The sequence below is a fragment of the Comamonadaceae bacterium M7527 genome (genome assembly GCA_021044545.1).
GTDB lineage: Bacteria > Pseudomonadota > Gammaproteobacteria > Burkholderiales > Burkholderiaceae_C > RS62.
This window is the reverse complement of record CP087990.1, coordinates 17605-42099: the sequence shown is the minus strand read 5'-3', so window position 1 is coordinate 42099 and position 24495 is coordinate 17605. Positions and strand designations below refer to the sequence as shown.

At 57.3% G+C, this 24495-nt stretch carries 25 protein-coding genes, 1 tRNA gene and 2 pseudogenes; 4 read left to right on the top strand and 24 right to left on the bottom strand.

All coding sequences use genetic code 11. From position 1 onward, the window contains the following. The first annotated feature begins 70 nt into the window (after window positions 1-70). From trpB to accD, 3 genes are all read left to right on the top strand, one after another. Entirely contained in the window at window positions 71-1360 is a 1290-nt protein-coding gene (gene trpB, locus LN050_00230; protein UFS56371.1) for a tryptophan synthase subunit beta, read from the top strand. After that, complete coding sequence (gene trpA, locus LN050_00225; GenBank protein ID UFS56370.1) at window positions 1357-2178, top strand: tryptophan synthase subunit alpha; 822 nt, start codon at window positions 1357-1359, stop codon at window positions 2176-2178. Before trpB ends, trpA begins: the two co-directional genes overlap by 4 nt. A 63-nt stretch (window positions 2179-2241) precedes the next feature. Then, on the top strand, window positions 2242-3114 hold the full coding sequence (gene accD / locus LN050_00220; GenBank protein UFS56369.1) for an acetyl-CoA carboxylase, carboxyltransferase subunit beta: 873 nt from the start codon (window positions 2242-2244) through the stop codon (window positions 3112-3114). Window positions 3115-3120: 6 nt separating this feature from the next. Here the strand turns inward: accD and LN050_00215 are convergent, their stop codons facing one another. Next, entirely contained in the window at window positions 3121-3441 is a 321-nt protein-coding gene (locus tag LN050_00215) for a hypothetical protein (GenBank protein UFS56368.1), read from the bottom strand. 100 nt (window positions 3442-3541) lie between these two features. On the opposite strand from LN050_00215, the gene LN050_00210 reads away from it, so the two are divergent. Further along, window positions 3542-3616, top strand: a tRNA-Arg gene (locus LN050_00210). Window positions 3617-3897: 281 nt separating this feature from the next. On the opposite strand, the gene LN050_00205 is transcribed toward LN050_00210, so the two are convergent. From LN050_00205 to LN050_00095, 23 genes and pseudogenes are all read right to left on the bottom strand, one after another. Beyond that, a complete protein-coding gene (locus LN050_00205; GenBank protein UFS56367.1) occupies window positions 3898-4215 on the bottom strand; it encodes a hypothetical protein in 318 nt (105 codons plus the stop codon). Between the two features lie 152 nt (window positions 4216-4367). Further along, window positions 4368-4628 (bottom strand): hypothetical protein, encoded by a 261-nt coding sequence (locus LN050_00200; protein UFS56366.1) that lies wholly within the window; start codon window positions 4626-4628, stop codon window positions 4368-4370. 316 nt (window positions 4629-4944) lie between these two features. Then, window positions 4945-6030 (bottom strand): beta-N-acetylhexosaminidase, encoded by a 1086-nt coding sequence (gene nagZ, locus LN050_00195; GenBank protein ID UFS56365.1) that lies wholly within the window; start codon window positions 6028-6030, stop codon window positions 4945-4947. Between the two features lie 23 nt (window positions 6031-6053). Beyond that, window positions 6054-6446 (bottom strand): holo-ACP synthase, encoded by a 393-nt coding sequence (gene acpS, locus LN050_00190; protein ID UFS56364.1) that lies wholly within the window; start codon window positions 6444-6446, stop codon window positions 6054-6056. Beyond that, a complete protein-coding gene (locus tag LN050_00185) occupies window positions 6443-7246 on the bottom strand; it encodes a pyridoxine 5'-phosphate synthase (protein UFS56363.1) in 804 nt (267 codons plus the stop codon). The genes acpS and LN050_00185 overlap by 4 nt, the downstream gene beginning before the upstream one ends. Before the next feature lie 11 nt (window positions 7247-7257). Further along, window positions 7258-8094, bottom strand: a complete 837-nt coding sequence (recO, locus tag LN050_00180; GenBank protein ID UFS56362.1) for a DNA repair protein RecO — start codon at window positions 8092-8094, stop codon at window positions 7258-7260. 41 nt (window positions 8095-8135) lie between these two features. After that, on the bottom strand, window positions 8136-9086 hold the full coding sequence (gene era / locus LN050_00175) for a GTPase Era (GenBank protein ID UFS56361.1): 951 nt from the start codon (window positions 9084-9086) through the stop codon (window positions 8136-8138). A 165-nt stretch (window positions 9087-9251) separates the two neighbouring features. After that, window positions 9252-9968, bottom strand: coding sequence for a ribonuclease III (rnc, locus tag LN050_00170; protein ID UFS56360.1), 717 nt, complete (start codon window positions 9966-9968; stop codon window positions 9252-9254). Then, entirely contained in the window at window positions 9955-10926 is a 972-nt protein-coding gene (gene lepB, locus LN050_00165; protein ID UFS57406.1) for a signal peptidase I, read from the bottom strand. Before lepB ends, rnc begins: the two co-directional genes overlap by 14 nt. A 56-nt stretch (window positions 10927-10982) precedes the next feature. Next, window positions 10983-12794, bottom strand: a complete 1812-nt coding sequence (gene lepA / locus LN050_00160; GenBank protein UFS56359.1) for a translation elongation factor 4 — start codon at window positions 12792-12794, stop codon at window positions 10983-10985. 500 nt (window positions 12795-13294) lie between these two features. Next, window positions 13295-14707, bottom strand: coding sequence for a Do family serine endopeptidase (locus tag LN050_00155; protein UFS57405.1), 1413 nt, complete (start codon window positions 14705-14707; stop codon window positions 13295-13297). A 246-nt stretch (window positions 14708-14953) separates the two neighbouring features. After that, a complete protein-coding gene (locus LN050_00150) occupies window positions 14954-15940 on the bottom strand; it encodes a MucB/RseB C-terminal domain-containing protein (protein UFS56358.1) in 987 nt (328 codons plus the stop codon). 2 nt (window positions 15941-15942) lie between these two features. Next, the gene (locus LN050_00145) at window positions 15943-16635 is read right to left on the bottom strand and encodes a hypothetical protein (GenBank protein ID UFS56357.1); all 693 of its coding nucleotides are present in this window, start codon (window positions 16633-16635) and stop codon (window positions 15943-15945) included. Continuing rightward, complete coding sequence (gene rpoE, locus LN050_00140; GenBank protein ID UFS56356.1) at window positions 16632-17288, bottom strand: RNA polymerase sigma factor RpoE; 657 nt, start codon at window positions 17286-17288, stop codon at window positions 16632-16634. The genes LN050_00145 and rpoE overlap by 4 nt, the downstream gene beginning before the upstream one ends. 52 nt (window positions 17289-17340) lie before the next feature. Further along, complete coding sequence (locus LN050_00135) at window positions 17341-17802, bottom strand: hypothetical protein (protein ID UFS56355.1); 462 nt, start codon at window positions 17800-17802, stop codon at window positions 17341-17343. A 22-nt stretch (window positions 17803-17824) separates the two neighbouring features. Further along, complete coding sequence (gene fabF, locus LN050_00130) at window positions 17825-19072, bottom strand: beta-ketoacyl-ACP synthase II (protein UFS56354.1); 1248 nt, start codon at window positions 19070-19072, stop codon at window positions 17825-17827. Window positions 19073-19078: 6 nt separating this feature from the next. Then, window positions 19079-19322: pseudogene (gene acpP, locus LN050_00125) on the bottom strand (acyl carrier protein). 175 nt (window positions 19323-19497) lie between these two features. Then, window positions 19498-20262, bottom strand: coding sequence for a 3-oxoacyl-ACP reductase FabG (gene fabG / locus LN050_00120; GenBank protein ID UFS56353.1), 765 nt, complete (start codon window positions 20260-20262; stop codon window positions 19498-19500). 29 nt (window positions 20263-20291) lie between these two features. Next, complete coding sequence (fabD, locus tag LN050_00115) at window positions 20292-21254, bottom strand: ACP S-malonyltransferase (protein UFS56352.1); 963 nt, start codon at window positions 21252-21254, stop codon at window positions 20292-20294. 30 nt (window positions 21255-21284) lie between these two features. Continuing rightward, window positions 21285-22305 (bottom strand): annotated as a pseudogene (locus tag LN050_00110) (ketoacyl-ACP synthase III). 22 nt (window positions 22306-22327) lie between these two features. Continuing rightward, complete coding sequence (plsX, locus tag LN050_00105) at window positions 22328-23422, bottom strand: phosphate acyltransferase PlsX (GenBank protein ID UFS56351.1); 1095 nt, start codon at window positions 23420-23422, stop codon at window positions 22328-22330. 60 nt (window positions 23423-23482) lie between these two features. Next, window positions 23483-23665 (bottom strand): 50S ribosomal protein L32, encoded by a 183-nt coding sequence (rpmF, locus tag LN050_00100; protein UFS56350.1) that lies wholly within the window; start codon window positions 23663-23665, stop codon window positions 23483-23485. Between the two features lie 226 nt (window positions 23666-23891). Next, window positions 23892-24467, bottom strand: a complete 576-nt coding sequence (locus LN050_00095) for a YceD family protein (protein ID UFS56349.1) — start codon at window positions 24465-24467, stop codon at window positions 23892-23894. Window positions 24468-24495 lie beyond the last annotated feature (28 nt).

Here is a 24495-nt window from a genome sequence, read left to right as displayed (position 1 = left end):
GCGACTCACGTGCGCTGCTTGTTGCAGCGCTTGCCAACACCCGTCACGTATTTTTCACAGAGGCACCCTCATGGACAACTACCAACAACCCGACGCGCGTGGCCACTTTGGCCCCTACGGCGGCGCTTTCGTCAGCGAAACGCTCACCCACGCTATCGCCGAGCTCAAAGAAGCCTACGCCCGTTACCAACACGACCCCGAGTTTTTGCGTGAGTTTCACTACGAGTTGGCCCACTTTGTAGGCCGCCCCAGCCCCATCTACCACGCAGCGCGCACCAGCGCAGAAGTAGGCGGCGCGCAAATTTACCTCAAGCGCGAAGACTTAAACCACACCGGCGCGCACAAGATCAACAACGTCATTGGCCAGGCCATGCTGGCCAAACGCATGGGCAAACCCCGCGTGATTGCCGAAACAGGCGCAGGTCAGCACGGTGTGGCCACTGCCACCATTTGCGCACGCTACGGCCTGGAGTGCGTGGTGTACATGGGCAGTGAAGACGTCAAACGCCAAAGCCCCAACGTATACCGCATGAAGCTGCTGGGTGCCACCGTGGTGCCCGTGGATTCCGGCAGCCGCACGCTCAAAGACGCCCTCAACGAAGCCATGCGTGACTGGGTCACCAACGTGGAAAACACCTTCTACATCATTGGCACAGTCGCCGGACCACACCCCTACCCCATGATGGTGCGCGACTTTCAAAGCGTCATAGGCACAGAGTGTCTGGAGCAAATGCCCGCCATGGCAGGCAAACAACCCGACGCCGTGGTGGCCTGCGTGGGCGGCGGCAGCAACGCCATGGGCATCTTTTACCCCTACATACCGCATGCAGGCACGCGCCTGATTGGCGTTGAGGCCGCCGGCGAAGGCCTGGACAGCGGCCACCACAGCGCCTCCATCAGCCGAGGCAGCCCTGGCGTGTTACACGGCAACCGCACCTACTTGCTGCAAGACGACATAGGCCAAATCACCGAAACACACTCGGTCAGCGCCGGCCTGGACTACCCAGGCGTAGGCCCTGAGCACGCGTTTTTGGCAGACATCAAGCGCGCCGAATACGTGGGCATCACCGACACCGAAGCCCTGGAAGCCTTTCACCACCTGTGCCGCACCGAAGGCATCATCCCTGCGCTTGAGTCCAGCCACGCCATGGCACACGCCATCAAAATGGCCAAAACCATGACGCCAGACCAAACCATTTTGGTCAACCTGTCTGGCCGGGGTGATAAAGACATAGGCACAGTGGCCGACATCAGCCAAGCCGACTTTTACTGCCGTCCAAGCTGCAGGGGCCAAAGTGTCAAAGGTGGTCAGCAAGCCGGCAACATCACCAGCGAACAAGTTGTGGAGTTCAAACCATGAGCCGTATTCAAACCACCATGGCGGCCCTGGCGGCCAAAGGCCAACGCGCCCTCATTCCGTACATCACTGCGGGCTTTCCGCAAGCGGACATCACGCCCTCACTGATGCACCACATGGTGCAAGGTGGCGCAGACATTATTGAGCTGGGTGTGCCGTTTTCTGACCCCATGGCCGACGGCCCCGTTATTCAGCAAGCAGGTGAGCAAGCACTACGTGACGGTATTGGCATGGTGCAAGTCCTGGCCATGGTGGCCCAGTTTCGCCAAACGGACAACGCTACGCCTGTGGTGTTGATGGGCTATGCCAACCCCATTGAGCGCTACGACTTAACCCACGGCAAAGACGCCTTTGTGCGCGATGCCAAAGCCGCTGGCGTGGACGGCGTGCTGGTGGTGGACTACCCACCCGAAGAATGTGAAGACTTTGCCCAAGCCTTGCGCGCGCAAGACATGGACCTCATCTTTTTGCTGGCCCCCACCTCGACTGACCAGCGCATTGCCCTGGTGGGCAAACTGGCCACTGGCTACGTGTACTACGTCTCGCTAAAAGGCGTAACCGGAGCAGGCCACCTGGACACCGACGCCGTTGCCGCCATGCTGCCGCGCATACGCCAACACATCACCATTCCGGTTGGTGTGGGCTTTGGCATACGTGACGCACAAACCGCATGCGCCGTGGGCGCACACGCTGATGCGGTGGTAATTGGCAGCAAAATCATACAAATTGCGCAAACAGCAGCTAAAGACCAAGTAGGCGACGAGGTGCAGCAGTTTCTAAGCGGTATAAAAACGGCGCTCAATGCGCTGCCAGCGCGCTAAACTAGCGGGTTAGCTTGGCTGGTGGCACAACCGTCAGTCAAGCCGCTGAAAAAGGGATACAACATGTCTTGGTTAGAAAAACTACTGCCTCCGCGCATCAACCCCACACTGGCCGCCAACAGGCGCAGCGTACCCGAAGGCATATGGACCAAATGCGGCCAATGCGACGCCGTGCTGTACAAGTCAGACCTTGAGAAAAACACCAATGTATGCCCCCACTGCGACCACCACCACCGCATGGGTGCGCGCGCACGCCTGGATGCGTTTTTAGACGCAGCCGGGCGCTACGACATTGCGCAGGAAGTTGAGCCGGTTGACCCCCTCAAGTTCAAAGACAGCCGCAAGTACCCAGAGCGCCTGAAAGAGGCCAAAAAAGCAACCAATGAGACCGATGCACTCATAGTCATGGGCGGCAGCGTACTGAGCATGACCGTGGTTGCGGCAGCCTTTGAGTTTGACTTTATGGGCGGCTCCATGGGGTCAGTGGTGGGTGAGCGCTTTGTGCGCGGCGTAGAGCACGCCATCGAGCAAAAGTGCCCCTTTATCTGCTTCACCGCCACAGGTGGCGCGCGCATGCAAGAAGGCTTGCTATCGCTGATGCAAATGGCCAAAACCAACGCCGCCCTCACCCGCTTGGCCAAAAAAGGCCTGCCCTACATCAGCGTGCTGACAGACCCCACCATGGGCGGCGTCAGTGCTGGCTTCGCGTTTATGGGCGATGTGGTCATTGCAGAACCCAAAGCCCTGATTGGCTTTGCTGGCCCACGCGTGATTGAAAACACCGTGCGTGTAACCTTGCCCGAAGGCTTTCAGCGCGCCGAGTTCTTGCAGACCAAGGGCGCGGTAGACCTCATTTGCGACCGCCGCGAGCTGCGCCCAACCATTGCCAACCTGGTGGCCATGCTGCAACGCCAAAGCGCCGACGCCGTAGACTAAAGCCAGCTAAGCCTGCCACACACCCCAGCCTTGCTCACGCAAGCGAATGCCCAGGTCCACCTCCATGTACTGCGCATCGCCATAAGGCATGGGGTTTAGTGGCTCAAACACCTCATACATCAGGCGCTGACCGTACTTCAGCACAAAGCGATTGCCCTTGATGCCGGCCATGTGCTGGTCAAACCGCAAATCAGGGTCGCGCCCAGTCATGCCCACATACACACAAGGCTGACCGATTTGGTAGTTGGGGTTGGCACGCATAAACTTGGCCTCCTGCAACACATCAGGGCTAAGCTCAACCACGTACACGTTGTGACGCTGCTTCATAACGCCCAAGCCTAACGCATTGCACAGACCACAAAGCATCTTGGCCACCAATACAGCACGCCAGCTCTGCTAAACTCACCTCGCTGTTCAACACAGACAGGCCGCCGTAGTTCAACGGATAGAACGAGCGCCTCCTAAGCGCTAGATACAGGTTCGATTCCTGTCGGAGGCACCATTTGGCTCGATTAATTTAAATTAAATCAAGCATCTAATCTCCAAAAGCACCATCTGTGTAGGTAGCTTTTAGGTAGCTTTTAGGTAGATTGACGTGGCAAAGCTGAAAGTTGGTAACGTCACTCTCATTGTGAACGCTGACTACATCAACAACGTCAAACTCTACTTTCAACGTGCAGCGCCACCAGACCTGCGCCAGAGAATTGGCAAGTCAAAAATACCCATCGCACTCAGACCAGAGTATGGACACGCTGCTGTCTAGTGCCAACGTAAGCGAGGATGTCAGTTCAGCGGCACCATCTCAAATCCACCGGATGGTTCGATCTCCCGCTTTCTTTGGGCGCGCTCTTGCGCCTTCAGCTCACGATCTGCCTCGCGGTCTTTGGCGTCGGCGATCAGTTCTTGTAGCTCTATGCGCCTGCGTTGCAGCTCGAGTTGGTACAGCTCGGTGCAGTCAATGCGCGACTTGGGCTTGTCAATAGGAATCACAATGCGGGCGTACACACCGGTTTGGGTGTTTGGCTTATTGGTTGCAATGGTGGTGCTACCGTCTTGTTGTGTGCGAACGATGCCGGTCTCTATCTTGGTTGAGCCATCCACGCTTTGGCTGCAGCTAAAGCCGCCAGACGAAATGCTGTCTTACCCATAACCACTTGTGGATGATGGCAGGCTTAACCCAAGGCTTGTTGTTTGGGCCACGGTAGCCCCAAACACGGCGAACAAGCACGCCGCCACACCTAACTTTAGCGTCGTCATTTGATGTATGTTGTACTGCAGGCACTGCTGCGAAGTACTTCATCGGACTTGAATGAAGCGCACACCAAAACGGTGCGCTTCGGTTGCCGATTGCCTTCTATGGTGATGCGCACGGAATGGCTTTGGCCACTGTGGGTGACGCGCACGGCGCGCTTGCCGTAGACACGAGAGGGTATTTGCTTTTCGTCTTCTGTTACGAAGAAGGTCAACTCACCCGGCGTGTTCTCGGTGTGTGTTCCCGTTACCTCAATGGTCACAGGCAGTGAGCCAGCGCGCGCCACGTTTTGCCACCCAATGGATGTGGTCTTACAACCATGACCGACCCAACATGGCCTTGGGCGGATTCACACCAAAGCAGCGACTGGCCATGGCTGCATAACGTTTCTACTTCTGCGGCCCCTGCAAAAGGGGAGGATTACCTATTGAGCAGCATCGAACGCAGATGCCGTAACTCGTCTATTGCGGCTATAACGATCTACGGGCTGCCCAACTTGTGACGCGACGTTATCTCTAAGGCTCAACCGGCAGTTGCAGAAGACAGTCAGTGACTCGGACGCACCAACAAGCGCCCCCTCAGGGCAACAACGCCATCGCGTGCATATAGGCAGGCTCTGTCATCAGGTCATCCCAGTTTTTGGGTGCGCCTACGGGCAACAGGTTTAAGCGGCGTTGTTCGCTGGCCTCTGTGGCTTGCCACTGCTGCTTGAGCAAAGTCTGGGTTAAGCCGCCCAGCAAATCGTCAATGGGTTGGCCGTTGTCGACTACGCATTGGTTGCACAGCAACACCAGGTCACAACCCGCGTTGAGTGCTGCCACTGCGGCTGTGGTGGGGTCTACCGCCTTGCCATCAATTTGGCGGGCGCCCGCCATACTGAGGTCGTCGCTGAACACGGCACCTTGAAAGCCCAGTTGGCTACGCAATATGTCTTGCAGCCACTTGGCTGAAAAGCCTGCTGGCCTGCTGTCTACTTTGGGGTAGACCACATGGGCGGGCATGACACTGGTCAGCGTGGCATTAAGCCATGCGTAAGGCATGGCGTCGTCGGCCAATATGGCTTTGAGGCTGCGCTTGTCTACGGGTATGTCTGTGTGCGAGTCTGCCGCTACAAAGCCATGGCCTGGAAAGTGTTTGCCGCAGTTGGCCATGCCAGCTTGCAGCAAGCCGTGCATCACGCTTTTGGCCAGTGCTGCTGTCACGCTTGCGGATGCGCTGAATGCGCGGTCACCAATGACTTCGCTGTGGCCATAGTCCAAGTCAAGAATGGGAGCAAAGGTAAAGTCTACGCCGCAAGCGCGCAGCTCTGCGCCCAGCACATAGCCACACGCGCTGGCAGCGTTCATGGCGTTGAGGGCAGCGCTTGCTGCGTCGCCACGCTTGGCTTGACCCCACAACTCACCCAAAGCGCGCATGGCGGGCACGTGGGTAAAGCCATCGCGCTTGAAGCGCTGCACGCGCCCACCTTCGTGGTCTACACAAATGAGCAAGTCTTCACGCACAGCTTTAATTTGCGCGCACAGCTTGGTGAGTGTGGCGCGGTCAGACCAGTTGCGGCCAAACAAAATAACGCCGCCTACCAGCGGATGTTGCAGTCGCGGCAGGTCTATGGCTTGCAGCTCAGTGCCAGCAACGTCAATGATTAGTGGTGCATGTGGTGTCATAACAGAGCTTGAAAGATGCGTATTTAAATGGTTTCAACCACAACGTGGCTGGTGGCGTAAGCCGACTCGTCGCTAACAGTGACGTGGGCGCGCCAGCCTTTGGCCTCAAACCAAGTGGCCAGCTCGCCGCTGAGAGCAATAAAAGGTTGGCCGCTGGGGCTGTTGAGTATTTCGCAGTTGCGCCAGGTCATGGGCATGCGCATGCCAAGGCCTATGGCCTTGCTAAAGGCCTCTTTGGCCGAAAACCGCGTGGCAACAAAGCGCATGCCACGGTCGCCGTAGCGCGCGGTGCGCGCTTGCCAAACAGCAATCTCGCGCGCGCCTAGCACCTTGTGTGCAAAACGGTCGCCGTGGCGCGCCAGTGCGCGCTCTATGCGCACCACCTCACAAATATCTACGCCAACGCCCACAATCATTGGCCGCGCCCTGCCTTGGCAATACAGCCCAGATACGCTTGCACAGCGGCGGTGTAGCCCAGTTCCAAGGCGTCACCCACCAAGGCATGGCCAATAGACACCTCGGCCACTTGCGGGACGGTTTGCAAAAAGTGCGTGAGGTTGTCCAAGCTTAAATCATGGCCTGCGTTGACTTGCATGCCAGCGTCCAAAGCGGCCCGTGCTGTTTGGGCAAACTGCTGGGTTACGGCCAATTGGGCGGGTGTGCCAGCGCCTGCTGCGTATGCACTGGCATAGGTTTCTGTATATAACTCCACGCGCTGCGCACCCAGGGCTGCGGCTTGTGCCATGTCCTTGGGCGTTGGGTCCATAAACAAACTCACGCGCACGCCCCATGCATGCAGTTGCTCGATAACGGGCTTTAAGCGCGCGTTGTCAGCAGGCAGCAGCCAGCCGTGGTCAGAGGTGAACTGGTCTGTACTGTCTGGCACCAAGGTGCACTGCGCTGGGCGCGTGGCTTCAACAAATTCCATGAGGTTATGAAACGGGTTGCCCTCAATGTTGTACTCGGCGTGGGGGTAGGCTTTGAGCAGCTGGGCCAGTTCGTGCACATCGTCAGCGCGAATGTGGCGCTCATCTGGGCGCGGATGCACGGTAATGCCATGCGCACCAGCGTCCAAACACATGGTGGCTGCACGCGTGACGCTGGGCAGCCCCAGGTGGCGCGTGTTGCGAAGCAAGGCAACTTTGTTTACGTTGACAGACAACGCGGTATGCGACGAATGCACTGCGGGCACCTCGTAAAAAATAGGTTCAAACATTAACGGCTGGGCTACAGCGCGCTTACGCCCACTGGCGCGGCTACAGCACCCAAACTTTGCGCTCCCATGGCGTTGACATCCAGCCACATTTGCCGTGTTTTAAATACACGCACACCGCTATGAGATTGCAGCAACAGCCTGAATTGTCCACGCAATTTGGCTGACAGGCCCGTGCACGCTTGCATGGCCTCACCCCACTGCTGCGCGGGCGTGCCTGCGGTGCCGCTGCCTTGAATGGCATTGTGTATCACCAGCCACTGCGCACCGCTAACCGTTTGGCTGCCTGCGTCCATGTTGTGTACGGCGCGCAGGCCCATTTCGGGGTGCAAGGTGTACAGCGTGTGGTTTTGCAGTGGGGCCAGGGTTGCGCCTTCGCTAGACAAGTCTGGCAGCACGCCCAACTCACGCAGCACAAACAACTCAAAGCAGCGCGCCACCAACGCTAGGTTACTGGTTTGCTGCGCTTGCGTGGCCAGGCTGCGTATGGCTTGCGCATACATATCAAACAGGGCCGGGTGTGCATCGTCTCTGGCCAGCATGCGCAGCAGCAACTCGTTGAGGTACAAGCCCGTTAGCAAGGCCTCGCCTGTAGGCATGACATAGCCACCCACCCACTGGGCGGCGCGCAAGGTGCGAACCTCGCTGTCGCCGCGCCACGCAATACTGAGCGCTTGCAAAGGCAACAAAATGGGTCTGAACTGTGATGATGGCTTTTTGGCACCCTTGGCCACCACGGCAATACGGCCATGGTCGCGTGTCCATACCTCCAGGATGAGGCTGGACTCGCTCCAGTCGTAGCGGTGCAGCACAAACGCGCTTTGGTCTTGTACGCGGGTAACAGTCGCCATGTGTAGCGTGCTGCGCTTGTTGTTATGCCAGTTGTGCTGGCTTACTCGTAACCAAACGAGCGCACGCGCGCTTCGCTGTCTGCCCAGCCTGAGCGTACCTTCACCCACAGCTCTAAAAACACTTTGCCGCCCGTGAGTTTTTCTAGCTCTTGGCGCGCCTCGGTGCCAATGCGTTTGAGCTTTTCGCCCTTCTCGCCAATCACCATGCCTTTGTGGCCGTCACGCTCAACCACGATGGTGGCGGCAATGCGACGCAACTTGCCTTCTTCTTCAAACTTGTCTATGACCACGGTGGAGGTATAGGGCAGCTCGTCACCCATCAGGCGAAAGAGCTTTTCGCGCACGATTTCGGCAGCCAAAAAGCGCTCGCTTTTGTCTGTGAGTTCGTCAGCCGGGTAAATCCAGTCTTGCTCGGGCAAGTACTTGTCACAAATGGCAAAAAAGCGCTGCACGTCTTTGGCGATTTTGGCCGACATGGGCACGTACTCGGCATAGGTATGGCGCTCTTGCATGCTTTGCAACCACGGTGCGATGTCGCCTCTGCGGTGCACCATGTCCAGCTTGTTGGCCAGCAAAATTGTGGGAATGTTGTCTGGCAAATGCGACAACACCTTGGCGTCTTCCAGGCCAAACTTGTTGGCCTCCACCATAAACACAATCAAGTCAACGTCTGTGACCGCGCCCAACACCGTACGGTTGAGTGAGCGGTTCAGGGCGTTGGCGTGGCGCGTTTGAAAACCTGGTGTGTCCACAAACACAAACTGCGTGGCGCCTACCGTGCGCATGCCCATGATGCGGTGGCGCGTGGTTTGCGCCTTGCTGGACGTGATACTGACTTTTTGCCCCACCAGTGCGTTAATGAGCGTGGACTTGCCCACGTTGGGCCTGCCCACAATGGCAATGGTGCCGCAGCGCTTGGGGCCTACAGGCTCAGCAGACGCAACGCTGTCGGGGCTGTGCGCTGCGCGACCACCCAAAGCGCCTTGTAGCATGGCCTAAGCTTGGCATCCACTGCCGGCGCGGCGTGCGTGCTGGTCTGCGGCTGTGCTGCAGCTTTTTTAGGCTTTGTGGGTTTGGGGGTGCCGGGGGCGGTAGAGGTGTTATCAGTCACAGGTGGGTATGGGTGTAATTGTGTGAATGTGTAAGGGTGTAGATGTTCAAGTCTTGGTTTGCAGCTTGGTCAGCATGTCCGCCGCACCTGCTTGCTCAGCAATGCGCCGTGATGTACCGTTGCCCAGGGCCACCAGGCCCAAGCTGGGCACACTGCAAGACACCTCAAACGTCTGTTGGTGGGCCTCACCCAAAATACGCTCGACTTTGTAAGTTGGCAAGGCCATTTTTCTGCCCTGCAGCCACTCTTGCAAGGCCGTCTTGGCGTCTTTGCGCATGGCCGCCTTGTCGCTGCCCAAAGGCACATCGGCAAACAAGCGCTGCACAAATGCCTGCGCAGGGCCAAAGCCCGCGTCCACATACACCGCGCCAATAATAGCTTCTACAGCGTCGGCCAATATGGATGGGCGTGAACGCCCTCCACTTTTGTGCTCACCTTCACCCAGGCGCAAATGCTCGGACAGGTTTAGGCCCTGTGCCAACATCACCAGTGTGTCTTGCTTGACCAAATTGGCTCGCACGCGAGACAAGTCACCCTCAGGCAAATCGCCCAAACGTTGGTACAGCAAGGTAGACACGGCCAAGTTCAAGACTGAGTCGCCTAAAAACTCAAGGCGCTCATAGTGGTCCGCGCTGTAAGAGCGGTGCGTCAGTGCTTGACGCAACAGGACCTGGTTGGCAAACGTGTGGCCTATGGCGCTACACAGCTGCGCCAGCGTGGGCGCGCCCTGCTGGGTTTGGGTGACGCGTTTATTCAAAGCCACCAATACGACCTAAGTCAGAGAAGTTCATCCACACAAAAAACGCGCGGCCCACAATGTTGGCTTCAGGTACAAAGCCCCAGTAGCGCGAATCCAATGAGTTGTCGCGGTTGTCGCCCATCATGAAGTAGTGGCCAGCTGGCACCTTGCACACCACGCCTTGCGCGGAGTAGTTGCAGTTCTCACGACCGGCAAAGTCTGCGGCACCCGGCACGAAGGCGGGGCGATTTTCGTCGTTTAAAAACCTAAACGTCTTACCGCCAAGTTGTGTTTCAAACTGCATGCTGTAACGCATGCTGTCGCTGTCAAAAAAATCTGGCAACGGTTGCTGGGCGACCAGCTCACCGTTGATGCGCAGCTGCTTGTTGAGGTAGGACACCTCATCTCCAGGCAAGCCCACAACGCGTTTGATGTAGTCCAGGTTGGGTTGTGGTGGGTATCTAAACACCATCACGTCGCCGCGCTGCGGCTCGTTGTTGTCCATCACTTTGGTGTTGAGCACGGGCAGACGTATGCCGTAGTGAAACTTGTTCACCAAAATCAAGTCGCCAATACGCAGCGTGGGCACCATAGAGCCTGACGGTATTTTGAAGGGCTCAAACAAAAATGAGCGCAGCACAAACACCACCAGCAACACAGGGAACAAACCTGCTGTCCAATCCAGCCACCAGGGCTGGCGCAGCAGGCTGTCTGAGGCCTCAAGGCTGTCCCAGTCTGTGTCGACGTCGGTAATGCCTTGCGCAGCCAACTGCGTGCGGCGCAGGGCCATGTTGTCTATCAAGCGCTGCGCAGCCAGGCGGCGCTGTGGCAAAAAGTACAAGCGCTCAGCCACCCAATAAACGCCTGTCACAAAAGTGGCCAGAAACAGCACCAGCGCAAAGTTGCCAAGCACCGCGCCGGTGTACCACATGACGGCAAACACCACAAAAACACCCAGCAGCACCGCCGTGACAATAGACATCACGGTGTTGATTGGGTTGTCGCCAAGCGTGATATTGGGGGTAGATGTTGCAGTCATTAATCTTCCACTTGCAAAATGGCCAAGAAGGCTTCTTGCGGCACCTCAACAGAGCCGATTTGTTTCATGCGTTTTTTACCGGCTTTTTGCTTTTCAAGCAATTTGCGCTTGCGCGAAATATCGCCGCCGTAACACTTGGCCAACACGTTTTTACGCATGGCCTTCACGGTTTCGCGGGCAATGATGTTGCCGCCAATCGCGGCTTGAATGGCCACGTCAAACATTTGGCGTGAAATAACTTCACGCATTTTGCCCACCACAGCGCGGCCTCGGTGCTGTGACTGGCTTCTGTGCACAATGATGGCCAAGGCGTCTACGCGCTCACCATTGAGCATGATGTCAACCTTCACCACGTCAGAGGCGCGGTACTCCTTGAACTCGTAGTCCATAGACGCGTAGCCACGACTGACAGACTTCAGGCGGTCAAAGAAGTCCAACACGATTTCACCCAGCGGCAACTCGTAAGTCAGCATGACTTGCTTGCCGTGGTAGGCCATGTTCATTTGCACACCGCGCTTTTGGTTGGCCAGTGTCATCACCGCGCCCACATAGTCTTGCGGCATGTACAAATGCACGGTCACTATGGGCTCTCGGATTTCCTGTATTTTGGCAACCTCGGGCATCTTGGCTGGGCTCTCGACTGTGATGACCTCGCCGTCGCCCTTGACCACTTCATACACCACGCTTGGCGCGGTGGTGATGAGGTCCTGGTCAAACTCCCGCTCCAAACGCTCTTGCACAATTTCCATGTGCAGCAAGCCCAAAAAGCCACACCTGAAGCCAAAACCCAAAGCTTGCGACACTTCCGGCTCGTAACGCAGCGCTGCGTCATTGAGTTGCAGTTTTTCAAGCGCGTCGCGCAGGGCGTCGTACTCGCTGGATTCGCTGGGGAACAAGCCCGCAAACACTTGCGGCTGCACTTCCTTAAAGCCTGGCAACGCTTGTGTGGCTGTAAACGCCGCCATACCAGAGCCGTTGCGCACCACAGTGACGGTATCACCCACTTTGGCAGAGCGCAGCTCTTTGATACCTGCAATGATGAAACCCACCTCGCCCGCTTTGAGCGATTCGCGGTTGACAGGGCCAGGGGAGAAAACACCTACCTTGTCAGCGTTGTACTGCGTATCAGTTGCCATCAGCTTGATGCGCTCACCGCGCTTTAGCTCACCGTCCACCATACGCACCAACATCACCACGCCCACATAAGCGTCGTACCAGCTGTCAATAATCATGGCTCGCACAGCGCCGTCTGGGTCACCTTTGGGTGGCGGCACCTTGGCCACCACCATCTCCAAAATGTCATCAACACCCATGCCCGACTTGGCCGAGCACGGTATGGCATCAGAGGCGTCAATGCCAATGACTTCTTCAATTTCCAGCTTGGCGTTGTCTGGATCTGCTTGGGGCAAATCCATTTTGTTGAGCACGGGCAACACCTCAACGCCAAGGTCTAGCGCCGTGTAACAGTTGGCTACAGTTTGCGCCTCAACGCCCTGGCTGGCATCCACGACCAGCAAGGCACCCTCACACGCCGACAAGGAACGCGACACCTCATAAGAGAAGTCCACGTGCCCCGGTGTGTCAATCAGGTTGAGGTTGTAAATTTGTCCGTCGCGCGCCTTGTATTGCAGCGATGCAGTTTGCGCCTTGATGGTGATGCCGCGCTCTTTTTCAATGTCCATGGAGTCCAGCACTTGCGCACTCATCTCTCGGTCACTCAGACCACCACAACGTTGAATAATGCGATCAGCCAGCGTGGACTTGCCGTGATCGATGTGCGCGATGATGGAGAAATTTCGAATGTGTTTCATCAACAAAAAGGTGATCTACAAGTGCTGCCTAGCACCCGTACGCAATGAATGAAAAAAGGGCGCGTCATGGTGACGCGCCCTGAACCAACAATCTTTGGCAACTGCGATTGATTGGAGATCCATTGTAGGCAAAAACCGCAAAAAACAAGCCTTTGCGCAGATTTGACCCTACAGCGGCCGTGTCAACCAAAATTAGTTATCCACAGATTTATGCACACGTTATCCACATACATTGTGGGCAACGGGCGCTGTTTGTTTGGTCGCCGTCGCAGCCACGCCACAGGCTTCCATAATATGAAGAGCCCAAAACTAAAAACGAGGTTATGGCTGGTATTCAGCCTCTTATTCTAATTGTTTTAGGTTTTAAAAATTTTTGGGATTTTTTGCAGTTACGCTGCAAACAAACCACTTGCAAATTGGGCCTGTCTGGGCCCATCTGAAAAAATGTCGCCCAAACCAAACTGAGCGACATTTTTAACAAGGCTACAACAGGCCAACGCTTACCTGCGCAACAAGGCGTACTGCACCCATTGCCCACGACGGAACAGCACGCTAACCGCTGGTTTGTCGGCGGTTTTTTCCAGCAATACTTTCAACGCGTTGACATTCGCAACCTTTGTGTTGGCCAGCGCCAGGATCACGTCATCGGCGCGCAGGCCAGCTCTGGCCGCTACACCTTGCGCTTCCTGCACTTTTACGCCGCCGTCCAGGTTGAACTCGCGTTTTTCAAGGTCAGTCAGGTCCAGCACGCTCAAGCCCACTGCTTTGAGCTGCTCACCCGTTTGTGGCTCTGGCTTCTGTTGTGCAACGTCTTGGGGCTCTGGGTCAAACGCGCCCACAGTGATGTGCAGTGTTTTCTCTTTACCTTGACGCACCACCACCAGTGGCGCTTTGGAATTGGGCTTGGTGTTGCCCACCAAGCGAGGCAAGTCCAAGGACTTGTCAATGTCTGTGCCGTCAAACTGCACGATGACGTCGCCTGGCTCAATGCCAGCCTTGGCAGCAGGTGAACCAGCCTCTACACCGCGCACCAGCGCGCCACGCGGCTTGCCCAACCCTAAAGCCTCAGCGATGTCTTTATCGACACCAGCAATGCTCACACCAATGCGGCCGCGCGTGACAAAACCCTGGCTGCGCAATTGCGACGACACGCGCACGGCATCGTCAATAGGAATGGCAAACGAGATGCCCTGGAAGCCACCAGAGCGCGAGTAGATTTGGCTGTTAATGCCCACCACTTCGCCGCGCATATTGATGAGCGGGCCGCCTGAGTTACCGGGGTTGATGGCCACATCGGTCTGGATAAACGGCAGGTAGTCACCCGTCTCGCGGGCCTTGGCGCTGACGATACCAGCCGTCACCGTGTTCTCGAGGCCGTACGGTGAGCCAATGGCCATCACCCACTCACCCACTTTGAGTTGCGCGGGGTTACCCAGGCGCACTGGCACCAGGTCAGTCGCCTCTACCTTGACCACCGCCACATCGGTGCGCTTGTCAGCGCCAATGATTTTGGCTGGAAACTCACGCTGGTCAGGCATGGTGACAATCAACTCGTCAGCACCGTCCACCACGTGTGCGTTGGTCATGATGTAGCCGTCGGCACTCAGTACAAAGCCTGAGCCAATGCCGCGCGGGCGCTGACCACCCTCGTCTGGCGTGCCATCTTGATCACCAGGATTGGCACCACCAAAACCTGGTGGCACCGGAATACCAAAGCGGCGGAAGAACTCCAACATTTGCTCTTCTTGCGAGTTGCCGCTTTGCGGCTTGGTGTTTTCCAAGGTGCGAATGTTCACCACTGATGGCCCCACCGCCTCAACCAATTGCGTGAAGTCTGGCAGGCCACTCACCATGGGCGCTGCGGGCTGTGCCACTGCTGTCGCAGAAACGGGTAGCGCTTGGGCTTGCTGCACATGGGCGGCGTCTGATGTTGCACTCAGTGTCCAAGCCGCGCCTGCGCCCAATACGGCCAGGCCCACAATAGCGGCGCTGATGATGTTTCGGCTAATGCCTGATGAGGATTGCTTGCCGGGTACTGGTTGCTGGTTCACGTTATTCCCTTCCAAATGTCATGCTGTGCATTGTCATACGGGCTTTATAGCCATGCTGTGTGTGAGGCGGTGAGGATGCAATGGTTCCATTAAGCTGCGGTAAAGCGTTTATTGGTCATTGAACTGCACGCTGCGCATTAAAGCTCTGAGCGTGGCCACGGGCACCTCACCCACAGCTGTTACCCACATGGGCGGCACGGCAGCGCTGACGCTGGCTGTGGCACCCAGATGCACGGCGCTGGGCTGGCGCTGCCCTTTGGCAGCCAGGGGCTCGACAAACAAAGACACGGATGCCAGACCATCTGAAAAGACCCACTGCGCAGGCGCACCCGCTACCAATACGCCATTGACACGAGGTCTGTTAACAACGCCCGCTTCAAATCCGGCCACCGCCTGGCGCTGCGACCAGCCCAGACTGCTGGCCGACAAGGTTTGCGTATCGGCGATACGCACCGCGTATGTCGGTGGCACTTGCAACCATTGCTGCATGGTGGGTAAATCGACGCCGCTCGCCACCACGATGTCGCTGTAAGCCACTTGCTCCAACATGTCACCAGAGTCAGTCGCCACTGTTTGCCACTGGAGCACCAAACCAGACTCGGCATCACGCCAAATGCGGTAGGAGTGACGCCAGTCGTCTTTGGCCTGCAAGGCCACACCGACAGTGGCCAAGCCCGCCACACGCTTGCCACTTAAAGACTGCATGACGTAATGATCGCCCACATGCTGGCCAGCGCTGGTGAGTACTGCAGGGAACAAGCCCAAATCTGTGCGACGCTCTTGGCGCACCAGTTGCGCGGCATGGTCCACACTGAACACGGTGTCGCCCTTGCGCAAGGTGGTGTGAGGCTGGCCGCTGAGCAAATCCACACGCTCCAGTGCCTGGCCGTTGTGGTCGATGTGCCAGATTTTGGCAGACACCATCTCCGCGCCCGACTGCACCACCATGGTGCCTACAAAGGTTTGTTGTTGGGCGGCGGTATTCACGTCTAACAGCCATGCGCGAATATCACTGGTTGGCTGTGCCAACACAGCACTGCACAAGCCAAGCGCCGTTGCGCCAGCAAACGCCAACCTGGCAATATGGCGCTGCATGCTCACTGCGTGCCACCTGTCCAGGCTACATTGCGCACAAAGCCCACGGCCCCAGGCCAAGCATTGCTGACACCGGTTTGCCTGTGTGTAGCCAACAACGCCTCAAGCTTGGGGTCTGTGATGTCGGACGCCCCAATGTCACCCACATCAGCAGCGACCACATTGATGCCTGACAAGTCAACGCCGCGGTCAACGGGCGCCGCCGCAAACGGCTGCGACGTTACGCCGCCAGTGCCAGTGCCAACGTCAGTTGGAAACTGCCACCACACACCCAACACCAGCGCCACGGCTGCTGCGCTGCTCATGGCGCGCCAGTTGAACCAGGAGTCGTTGGCCGCCGCCTGGCTGGTCAACGGCGCTGAGGCTGTTTGAACCACTTCAGTTTGCGCCAAAGGCTGGGCTGCATAGTGGGCTTGCACAGCGGCCAATACACGGCCAGTGCGTGCGGTTTGCCGCGCTGTATCGGGTACAGGCTGGGCACGCAAGGCTTGGGCAATGGCGTTTGCTGTGACTGCCGCACTGACGCCGCGCGCAGTGCCATTGTCTTGACCCAGTTGCTCGCACAGTTGTTCGCATTGCTGCGCCTGTTGTTGCGCGTCCAGCGCGTCGTCCAGCCAAGCGCTGACGAGCTCTGTCTGAGCGTCATGGTTGTGGTTGAGCATTTGTGGCATGGCAGTTTCAAACGCTGGATTCACCAGCGTTTGCCTCCTTGTTTGTCTAACATGGGTTTGATGCGCTGCGATATGGCTTCGCGCGCCCTGAAAATACGTGAGCGAACGGTACCAATGGGGCAGGCCATGGCTTGCGCAATGTCGTCATAGCTCATGCCTTCAATTTCACGCAACGTAATCGCCTCTCGCAGCTCACTGGGCAAAGCGTCCATGGCTTGGTTAATAGCTTGGGCAATTTCTTTGCTTGCCAAAGCCGACTCAGGCGTTTGTTCGTCAACCGCCATGTGTGTTTGTTCCCGCACACTGCCGGAAGTTTCATCGTCGTCGTCATGTTCCAGGGACGACTGCGCACGCACGGGGTCTTTGTTGGCTTTGATAATGGCTTTTTTCGCCGAGTTAACAGCAATGCGGTACAGCCAGGTGTAGAACTTGGCCTCTCCTCTGAACTGCGCCAAGGCCTTGTAGGCTTTGATGAAGGTTTCTTGCGTCACGTCTTCGCACAGCCCGGGGTCTCGCACCCAACGGCCCACCAAACGCGCCACGCGCGCCTCGTACTTGATTACCAGCCAATCGAACGCGCGCGTGTCGCCCGCGACAGCGCGTTGCACCATGGCCGCATCCGCATCTGGTGAGGCGGGTCCGACTGGCGTGGCAGGTATAGGTTGGGTATCAGTCATAGCGGGCTTCACACTATAGCGTGCACCGTGCCGCCTTTTGACACAAAGGCCGCTATGCGGGCTTGATTGCCATCAGAGCACGACGCATCGCCAACCAACGCCCTGGGCTGTCACGCTCAAACAGCCACAGCCATTGGCTGCCACCCTGCAAGCAAGACACCCTCACCAACGCGCAAAAACCCATGTCCAGTGCCACAGCAGTGCTGGCTAGCGGCACGGGCTCGCTGTACTCGCGTGTTTGCAGTTGCCACACAGCTTCGCGCCCAAGATACTGCCAGGCCAAATAGCAGACGACTTGTTGCTTGACCTTTGCACCCACCAGCGCATTCGCAAGAAGCCACAGCAACAACACGCCCGCGGCCAACACCCAAGGCCAACGCTGGCCGGCGGCGGGCTGGCTGGCATGGGCCGTGGCCACCAACAGCAACAGTTGCAAGACACCCACAACATAAAAGGCGCGCCCGCACAAAGCACAACGCCCCACGGGGTACATCACCGGCGGGGCGTTGTGCATGTTCAGCGAACAGACTGCGTGGTTAACTCAGGCGTTTAAAGACCAACGAGCCGTTGGTACCACCAAAGCCAAAATTGTTTTTAATGGCCACATCAATGCGCATATCACGCGCTGTATTGGCGCAGTAGTCCAGGTCGCACTCTGGGTCTTGGTTGTCAATGTTGATGGTAGGCGGACTTTTCTGGTGGTGCACGGCCAAGGCCGTAAACACACTCTCGATACCACCAGCCCCGCCCAGCAAGTGGCCGGTCATGGACTTGGTAGAGTTGATCACCAGCTGCTTGGCCGCATCACCAAAGGCAGCCTTGAAGGCGTTGGACTCGTTGATGTCACCCAGCGGTGTAGACGTGCCATGCGCATTGGCGTACTGCACGTCACTGGGGTTGACGCCTGCATTGGCCAAGGCGCTGAGCATGGCGCGGCGCGGACCGTCCATATTGGGCGCGGTCATGTGGCCGGCATCTGCGCTCATGCCGTAACCGACAAGCTCACAGTAAATTTTGGCGCCTCGGGCTTTGGCGTGCTCGTACTCTTCGAGCACCATCACGCCTGCACCTTCGCCCAGCACAAAGCCGTCGCGGTCTTTGTCCCAGGGGCGTGAGGCGGCTTTGGGGTCGTCGTTGCGGGTAGACAAGGCGCGCATGGCGGCAAAGCCACCAATGCCAAGCGGTGACACGGTGGACTCGGCGCCGCCAGCCACGATGACATCAGCATCGCCGTATTCAATTTTTCTGGCCCCTTCGCCAATGCTGTGCAAACCAGTGGTGCACGCAGTAACGACTGCCAAGTTGGGTCCCTTGAAGCCGTGTCGCATAGACACATGACCAGAGATCATGTTGATGATGGACGCCGGTACAAAGAACGGAGAAATTCTGCGAGGGCCGCGATTGACCAGTTCACCATGAGTTTCTTCAATCAGTGGCAAGCCACCGATACCCGACCCAATGATGCAACCGATTCGGTAGGCCAATTCGTCGTTTAAGTCGTCGCCCTGGGGCAAGCCAGCATCCACAACAGCCTGTTGTGCAGCGGCAATACCCAAGTGAATAAAGCGGTCCATGGACCTGGCTTCTTTGGCGCTAATGTAGGACTCGAGATCGAAATCTTTCACCTCGCCGGCGATTTTGCAAGCAAACGCAGACGTGTCAAAAGATGTGATGGTGTCTATGCCAGAGCGCCCGGCCAACAGGTTGGACCAAGACTGCTCTACGGTATTGCCCACTGGGCTGACACAGCCTAGGCCAGTAACTACTACGCGACGACGACTCATGCCAGCTTAGGCCTTTTGATTCGCCAAGGCGTAATCGATGGCATTTTGAACGGTTGTGATCTTCTCGGCATCTTCATCGGGGATTTCGATGCTGAACTCGTCTTCCAGAGCCATCACCAACTCCACGGTGTCTAGCGAGTCGGCGCCCAGGTCTGCAACGAAAGCTTTTTCGCTGGTTACTTACTTGGCCTTCTTCAACACCTAGTTGCTCGGCAATGATTTTCTTCACACGTGCTTCAATATCACTCATAGTTCCCTCTGAGGGTGGTTACAAACAGGCTGTCATTTTAGCGACCAAACGAAGGGTTTCGTCTGACACCCGCCCGACAGTCTTGGGCGTAGTTTCCCTACCGGGGTAAACCAGTAGGAAGCCAGTATGTTGCCAGCATTTACCCGCAACACACCTTAATTGCGCCTAAACGCAGTTAACTCATCAGCATGCCGCCATTGACGTGCAGCTCTTGTCCGGTGACATAAGCCGCCATGGGGCTGGATAAATAGGCCACAGCATAGGCAATATCGGCAGCCTTGCCCAAATGACCCAAGGGAATTTGAGCCAGCAACCCTTGCTGATGCTCAGCGGACAGGGCTGCTGTCATATCGGTTTCAATAAAGCCGGGGGCCACACAGTTCACTGTGATGTTGCGCCCGCCCAGCTCACGCGCCAGCGCGCGGGTCATGCCCGCCACACCGGCCTTGGCCGCCGCGTAGTTGGCTTGACCGGCGTTGCCCAGGGCACCAACCACCGAAGTGATGTTGACGATGCGGCCATGGCGCTGCTTCATCATGGGCTTGATGGCGGCGCGACTTGTCGTAAACACTGCCTTCAGGTTGGTGTCCATCACGGCGTCCCAGTCGTCGTCTTTCATGCGCATGGCCAACGTGTCGCGGGTAATACCTGCATTGTTCACCAGCACATCCAAGCGCGCGTTGGTGTTGACAATGTCATCCACCAAAGCCCGCACACCAGCGCCGTCGTTCACATCCAGCACCACACCCTTGCTGCCCTCAAAGGCAGCCAGGGCTTGGGAAATTTTGTCTGCGCCAGAGGCTGTGGTGGCTGTACCCACCACCAAAGCGCCCATAGCCGCCAAGTGGGCGGCTATCGCCGCACCAATACCGCGGGACGCACCCGTGACCAAGGCGACTTGGCCGCTTAGTGGTTGCGAAAAATTAATGGTTTGAGTCATAGCTGTCGTTTTAAACAATGGTGGCTACTTCATGACGTCAAAGCCGCCAGGGCAGCGTCAAGTGTAGCGGGGTCATAAACGGGCAACGCCGCAAGCTCGGGCTCAATGCGCTTTGCCATGCCGCTTAACACTTTACCGGGGCCGCACTCTAATACCGTGGCAGTGCCATTGGCTTTGAGCTGCTGCACAGACTCAACCCAGCGCACCGCGCCAAAGGCTTGGCGCACCAAAGCGTCCTTGATGTGGGCGGGCTCAGACAAGCTCTTGACGTCTACGTTGTTGAGCACGGGAATGCTTGGCGCTAGCAGCTCAATATCTTTTAAACGCTCAGCCAGCTTGGTAGAGGCAGGCTTCATCAGGCTGGAGTGAAACGGCGCAGATACAGGCAACGGTAACGCGCGCTTGGCTCCAGCCGCTTTGATCTCAACCATGGCTTGCTCAACCGCAGCCTTGCTGCCAGCAATCACAGTCTGGTTGGGGTCGTTGAAGTTCACCGCCTCCACCACTTCACCAGATTCAACCGGGAAGCTGCGCTGCACTTGCGAGCACAGTGTGACCACTTGCTGCGACGGCATACCCAAAATGGCAGCCATGGCACCTTTGCCAACTGGTACGGCCTCTTGCATGGCTTGGGCACGCAAACGCACAAGGGGTGTGGCTTGCGCCAGTGTCAGGCTGCCAGCTGCAACCAGGGCCGCGTACTCGCCCAGTGAATGGCCAGCCAGCCAGGCAGGTTGGGCGCCACCGGCTTTTATCCAAGCACGGTAAGCGGCCACGCCAGCGACCAACATAACGGGCTGCGTATTGGTGGTGAGCGACAAGGCTTCGGCTGGACCGTTGGCAATCAGCGCACCCAGGTCTTCGCCCAAGGCCTCGCTGGCCTCAGCCACCGTGTCGCGCACCACGGCGTTGTCCACCCAGGCGTCCAGCATACCCACAGACTGTGAGCCCTGGCCTGGGAATACGATTGCAAGCGATGAGTGTGTCGTCATAGATGAATTTGTATGTCTTGCTGGTGGCGCTTACATGCGCACCAAAGCCGAACCCCAGGTAAAACCGCCTCCCACGCCTTCCATGAGCACAGTTTGACCGGGCTTAACGTCACCGGTGCGCACACCGTGATCAAGTGCCAGCGGTATGGAGGCAGCTGATGTATTGCCATGCTCAGCCACCGTCACCACCACGCGCTCCAGCGGTAGCTTGAGCTTTTTGGCGGTGCTGGTCATGATGCGAATATTGGCCTGATGTGGCACCAGCCAGTCTACGTCGGCTTCTGTTTTGCCGGCTTTTGCCAGTACCGTTTTGGCTGTTTTCTCAAGCACGCCAACAGCCAGCTTGAAGACTGCCTGACCGTCCATGGTGAGCAAGGGGCTGCCAGAAATATGACCGTTGGCCACCGTGCCTGGCGTGCACAAAATGTCGCGGTGCTTGCCATCTGCATGCAAGTCTGTGGCCAGGATGCCCGCGCCTGTGCCGTCGTGTTCAACGGCCTCAAGCAACACCGCACCTGCACCATCACCAAACAGCACGCAGGTGGTGCGGTCATTAAAGTCTAAAAGTCTTGAAAAAACCTCTGCACCCACCACCAAAGCATTGGTCGCGGCACCGGTTTGAATCATGGCATTGGCCACGCTAACGGCGTAAATAAAACCACTGCAAACAGCTTGCACGTCAAATGCTGCGCCACCCGCAGCGCCTGCCTCGTCGCCATCGGCCAAGGCAGCGGTAGTGAGCTTGTGTTGCAGGATAGACGCCGTAGAGGGAAACACCATGTCAGGCGTGGACGTGGCGACGATGATGAGATCGACATCGCTTGCACGCTTGCCTGCAGCCCAGGCAGCGCCTGCTGGCCTCAAAAGCCAAGTCACTGGCGTGCACACCGTCTTCCACAAAGTGCCTGGCGCTGATACCTGTGCGCTCAACAATCCACTCATCGCTAGACTCCAGGCCTTTGGCAGCCAGTTGGTCGACCAGGTCTTGATTGGTCAAGCGCTTGGGGGGCAGGTAACTGCCAGTGCCTGCAATGCGTGCAAATAAACTCATGTACAAATGGTGCTAAGTGGCCTTAGACCTGCGCGGGAGCTTGCTCCGCTGGGTCTGCAACGCCGGGGCGAGAGGCCAAGGCCTGCTCAATGCCTGCGCGTACGCCTGCTAGTAATTGATGCTTGGCTGCATCATAAGCTCTGTCGAGTGCCTGACCAAATGCATAAGCGTCGGCTGAGCCGTGACTCTTGAACACCAAACCTTTGAGGCCCAACAAGGCAGCGCCGTTGTAACGGCGATGGTCCACTTTGTTTTTGAATGCATTCAGCACAGGCATGGCCACAACGGCCGCAGCCTTGGTGAGCCAGTTACGCGAAAACTCTTTCTTGATAAAGCCGCCAATCATGGTGGCCAAGCCCTCGCTGGCCTTGAGGGCTACGTTGCCGACAAAGCCGTCACACACCACGATGTCTGTGGTGCCATGAAAAATGTCGTTGCCTTCTACATTGCCGTAAAAGTTCAGGTGACCACGCTCGTGCGCGCCGCGTAACAGCTCGCCCGCACGCTTGATGACTTCACTGCCCTTGATCACCTCTTCGCCCACATTCAGCAATCCAACTGTGGGGGTTGCAGGGCCAGAGGTAGCAGCCACCAGGGCTGAGCCCATGAGCGCAAATTGCAGCAAATGCTCGGCCGAGCAGTCCACGTTGGCACCGAGGTCCAGCACCGTTGTGGCGCCACCCTTTGCATTGGGAAGTTGCGAGGCAATGGCAGGTCTGTCAATACCGTCTAGGGTTTTGAGCACATAGCGGGCAATCGCCATTAGCGCGCCGGTGTTACCAGCAGACACAGCCGCTGATGCGTTGCCGTCTTTGACTTGCGTGACAGCCACGCGCATGCTGGAGTCTTTTTTGCGGCGCAAGGCCACTTCCACCGGGTCGTCCATGGTGACCACCTCAGTGGCCAGCACAAACGAGCAACGGGGGTGCCGCGCCAAATCACCCAGGGCAGCCTGGGCTTGCGCATTGCCGACCAGCACCAAGCGCGCAGCGGTGTGCGTAGCCAGAAAGGTACGGCAGGCCGGGATGGTGCAGGTAATGCCTGCGTCGCCTCCCATACAGTCTACGGCCACGCTGATGAGCGTGGGCTGCGTCTGCAATACCTCAGAGTTTGTCATGTGAGCGCATAAAGCAAAGGCCCGCACAACACTGCGCGGGCCTTTGCATAGGCGAACAATTTAAGACTCGGATTTGGTCTTGAGCACCTTGCGACCACGGTAAAAACCTGTGGGGCTGATGTGGTGACGCAAGTGCACTTCGCCAGTTGTTGGCTCAATCGCAATGCCTGGGTTTGTCAAGGCATTGTGTGCACGGTGCATACCGCGCTTGGAAGGTGACTTTTTGTTTTGTTGGACGGCCATGATGGCTCCTAATAAAGTACCGGCTGGTGCGACGTTCCCACGTGCATGACTCCAACCGCAGTTTCAATCAAAGATTCTGATCTTGGCACGCGCACTGGCTTCAGCGGTGCACCAAACCCGAAATTATAACCCGAGTCACGCCCATATTCAAGGTGACCAGACATGGCTGTTGGCGAAATACGGTAAGACCGCGCCAACTTGCGCAAGAAACGCTTAGTTCATTGATTTATTGAACTTTTTTTAACGCTGCCAGCGCGGCGAAGGGATTGGGTTTTTCATCAACAGCAGGCTCTGGGGCCTGGTAACCCTCAGCCTGGCAGTCTTCGTGAAGCGGCACTATGGGCATGGCCATGATCAGCTCGTCCTCGATCAGCGCCTGTAAATCCAAGCTGGGCTCCAGAGCCAGCACATCTTCCTCGGCCTCTTCGTCTTCAAATGCTGCCTGTTCTTCGTTGGACACAAAGCGCAAATCTTGCGCGACAACCAAGGGAGCAGCAACGACTTGCAAGCAACGTTGGCAGGTGAGCGGCAGATAGGTTTGCGCCTCGATACGCAGCCACACCTGCTTGGCGTTGTCAGCGCCTGTGCCAATAGCTGTGCCCATGGAGGGATCGCGCTCCTGGGCGCGCAAGGCCACTTGTACTTGGGCCTCGCCCACATCGTCTGCCGCTTCTTCAAGCAGTCGCGTAAACACGGACAACGGCACCGTGCGCTCATCGACCCGAGCTTGCGCCGCCCAAGCCGCTACATTGGCTTGCGCCCAATCCGCAATGGTTGTTGGCGCAGATGAAGATTCAGACATAAATACAAAACAATCAAATAGTGACGGA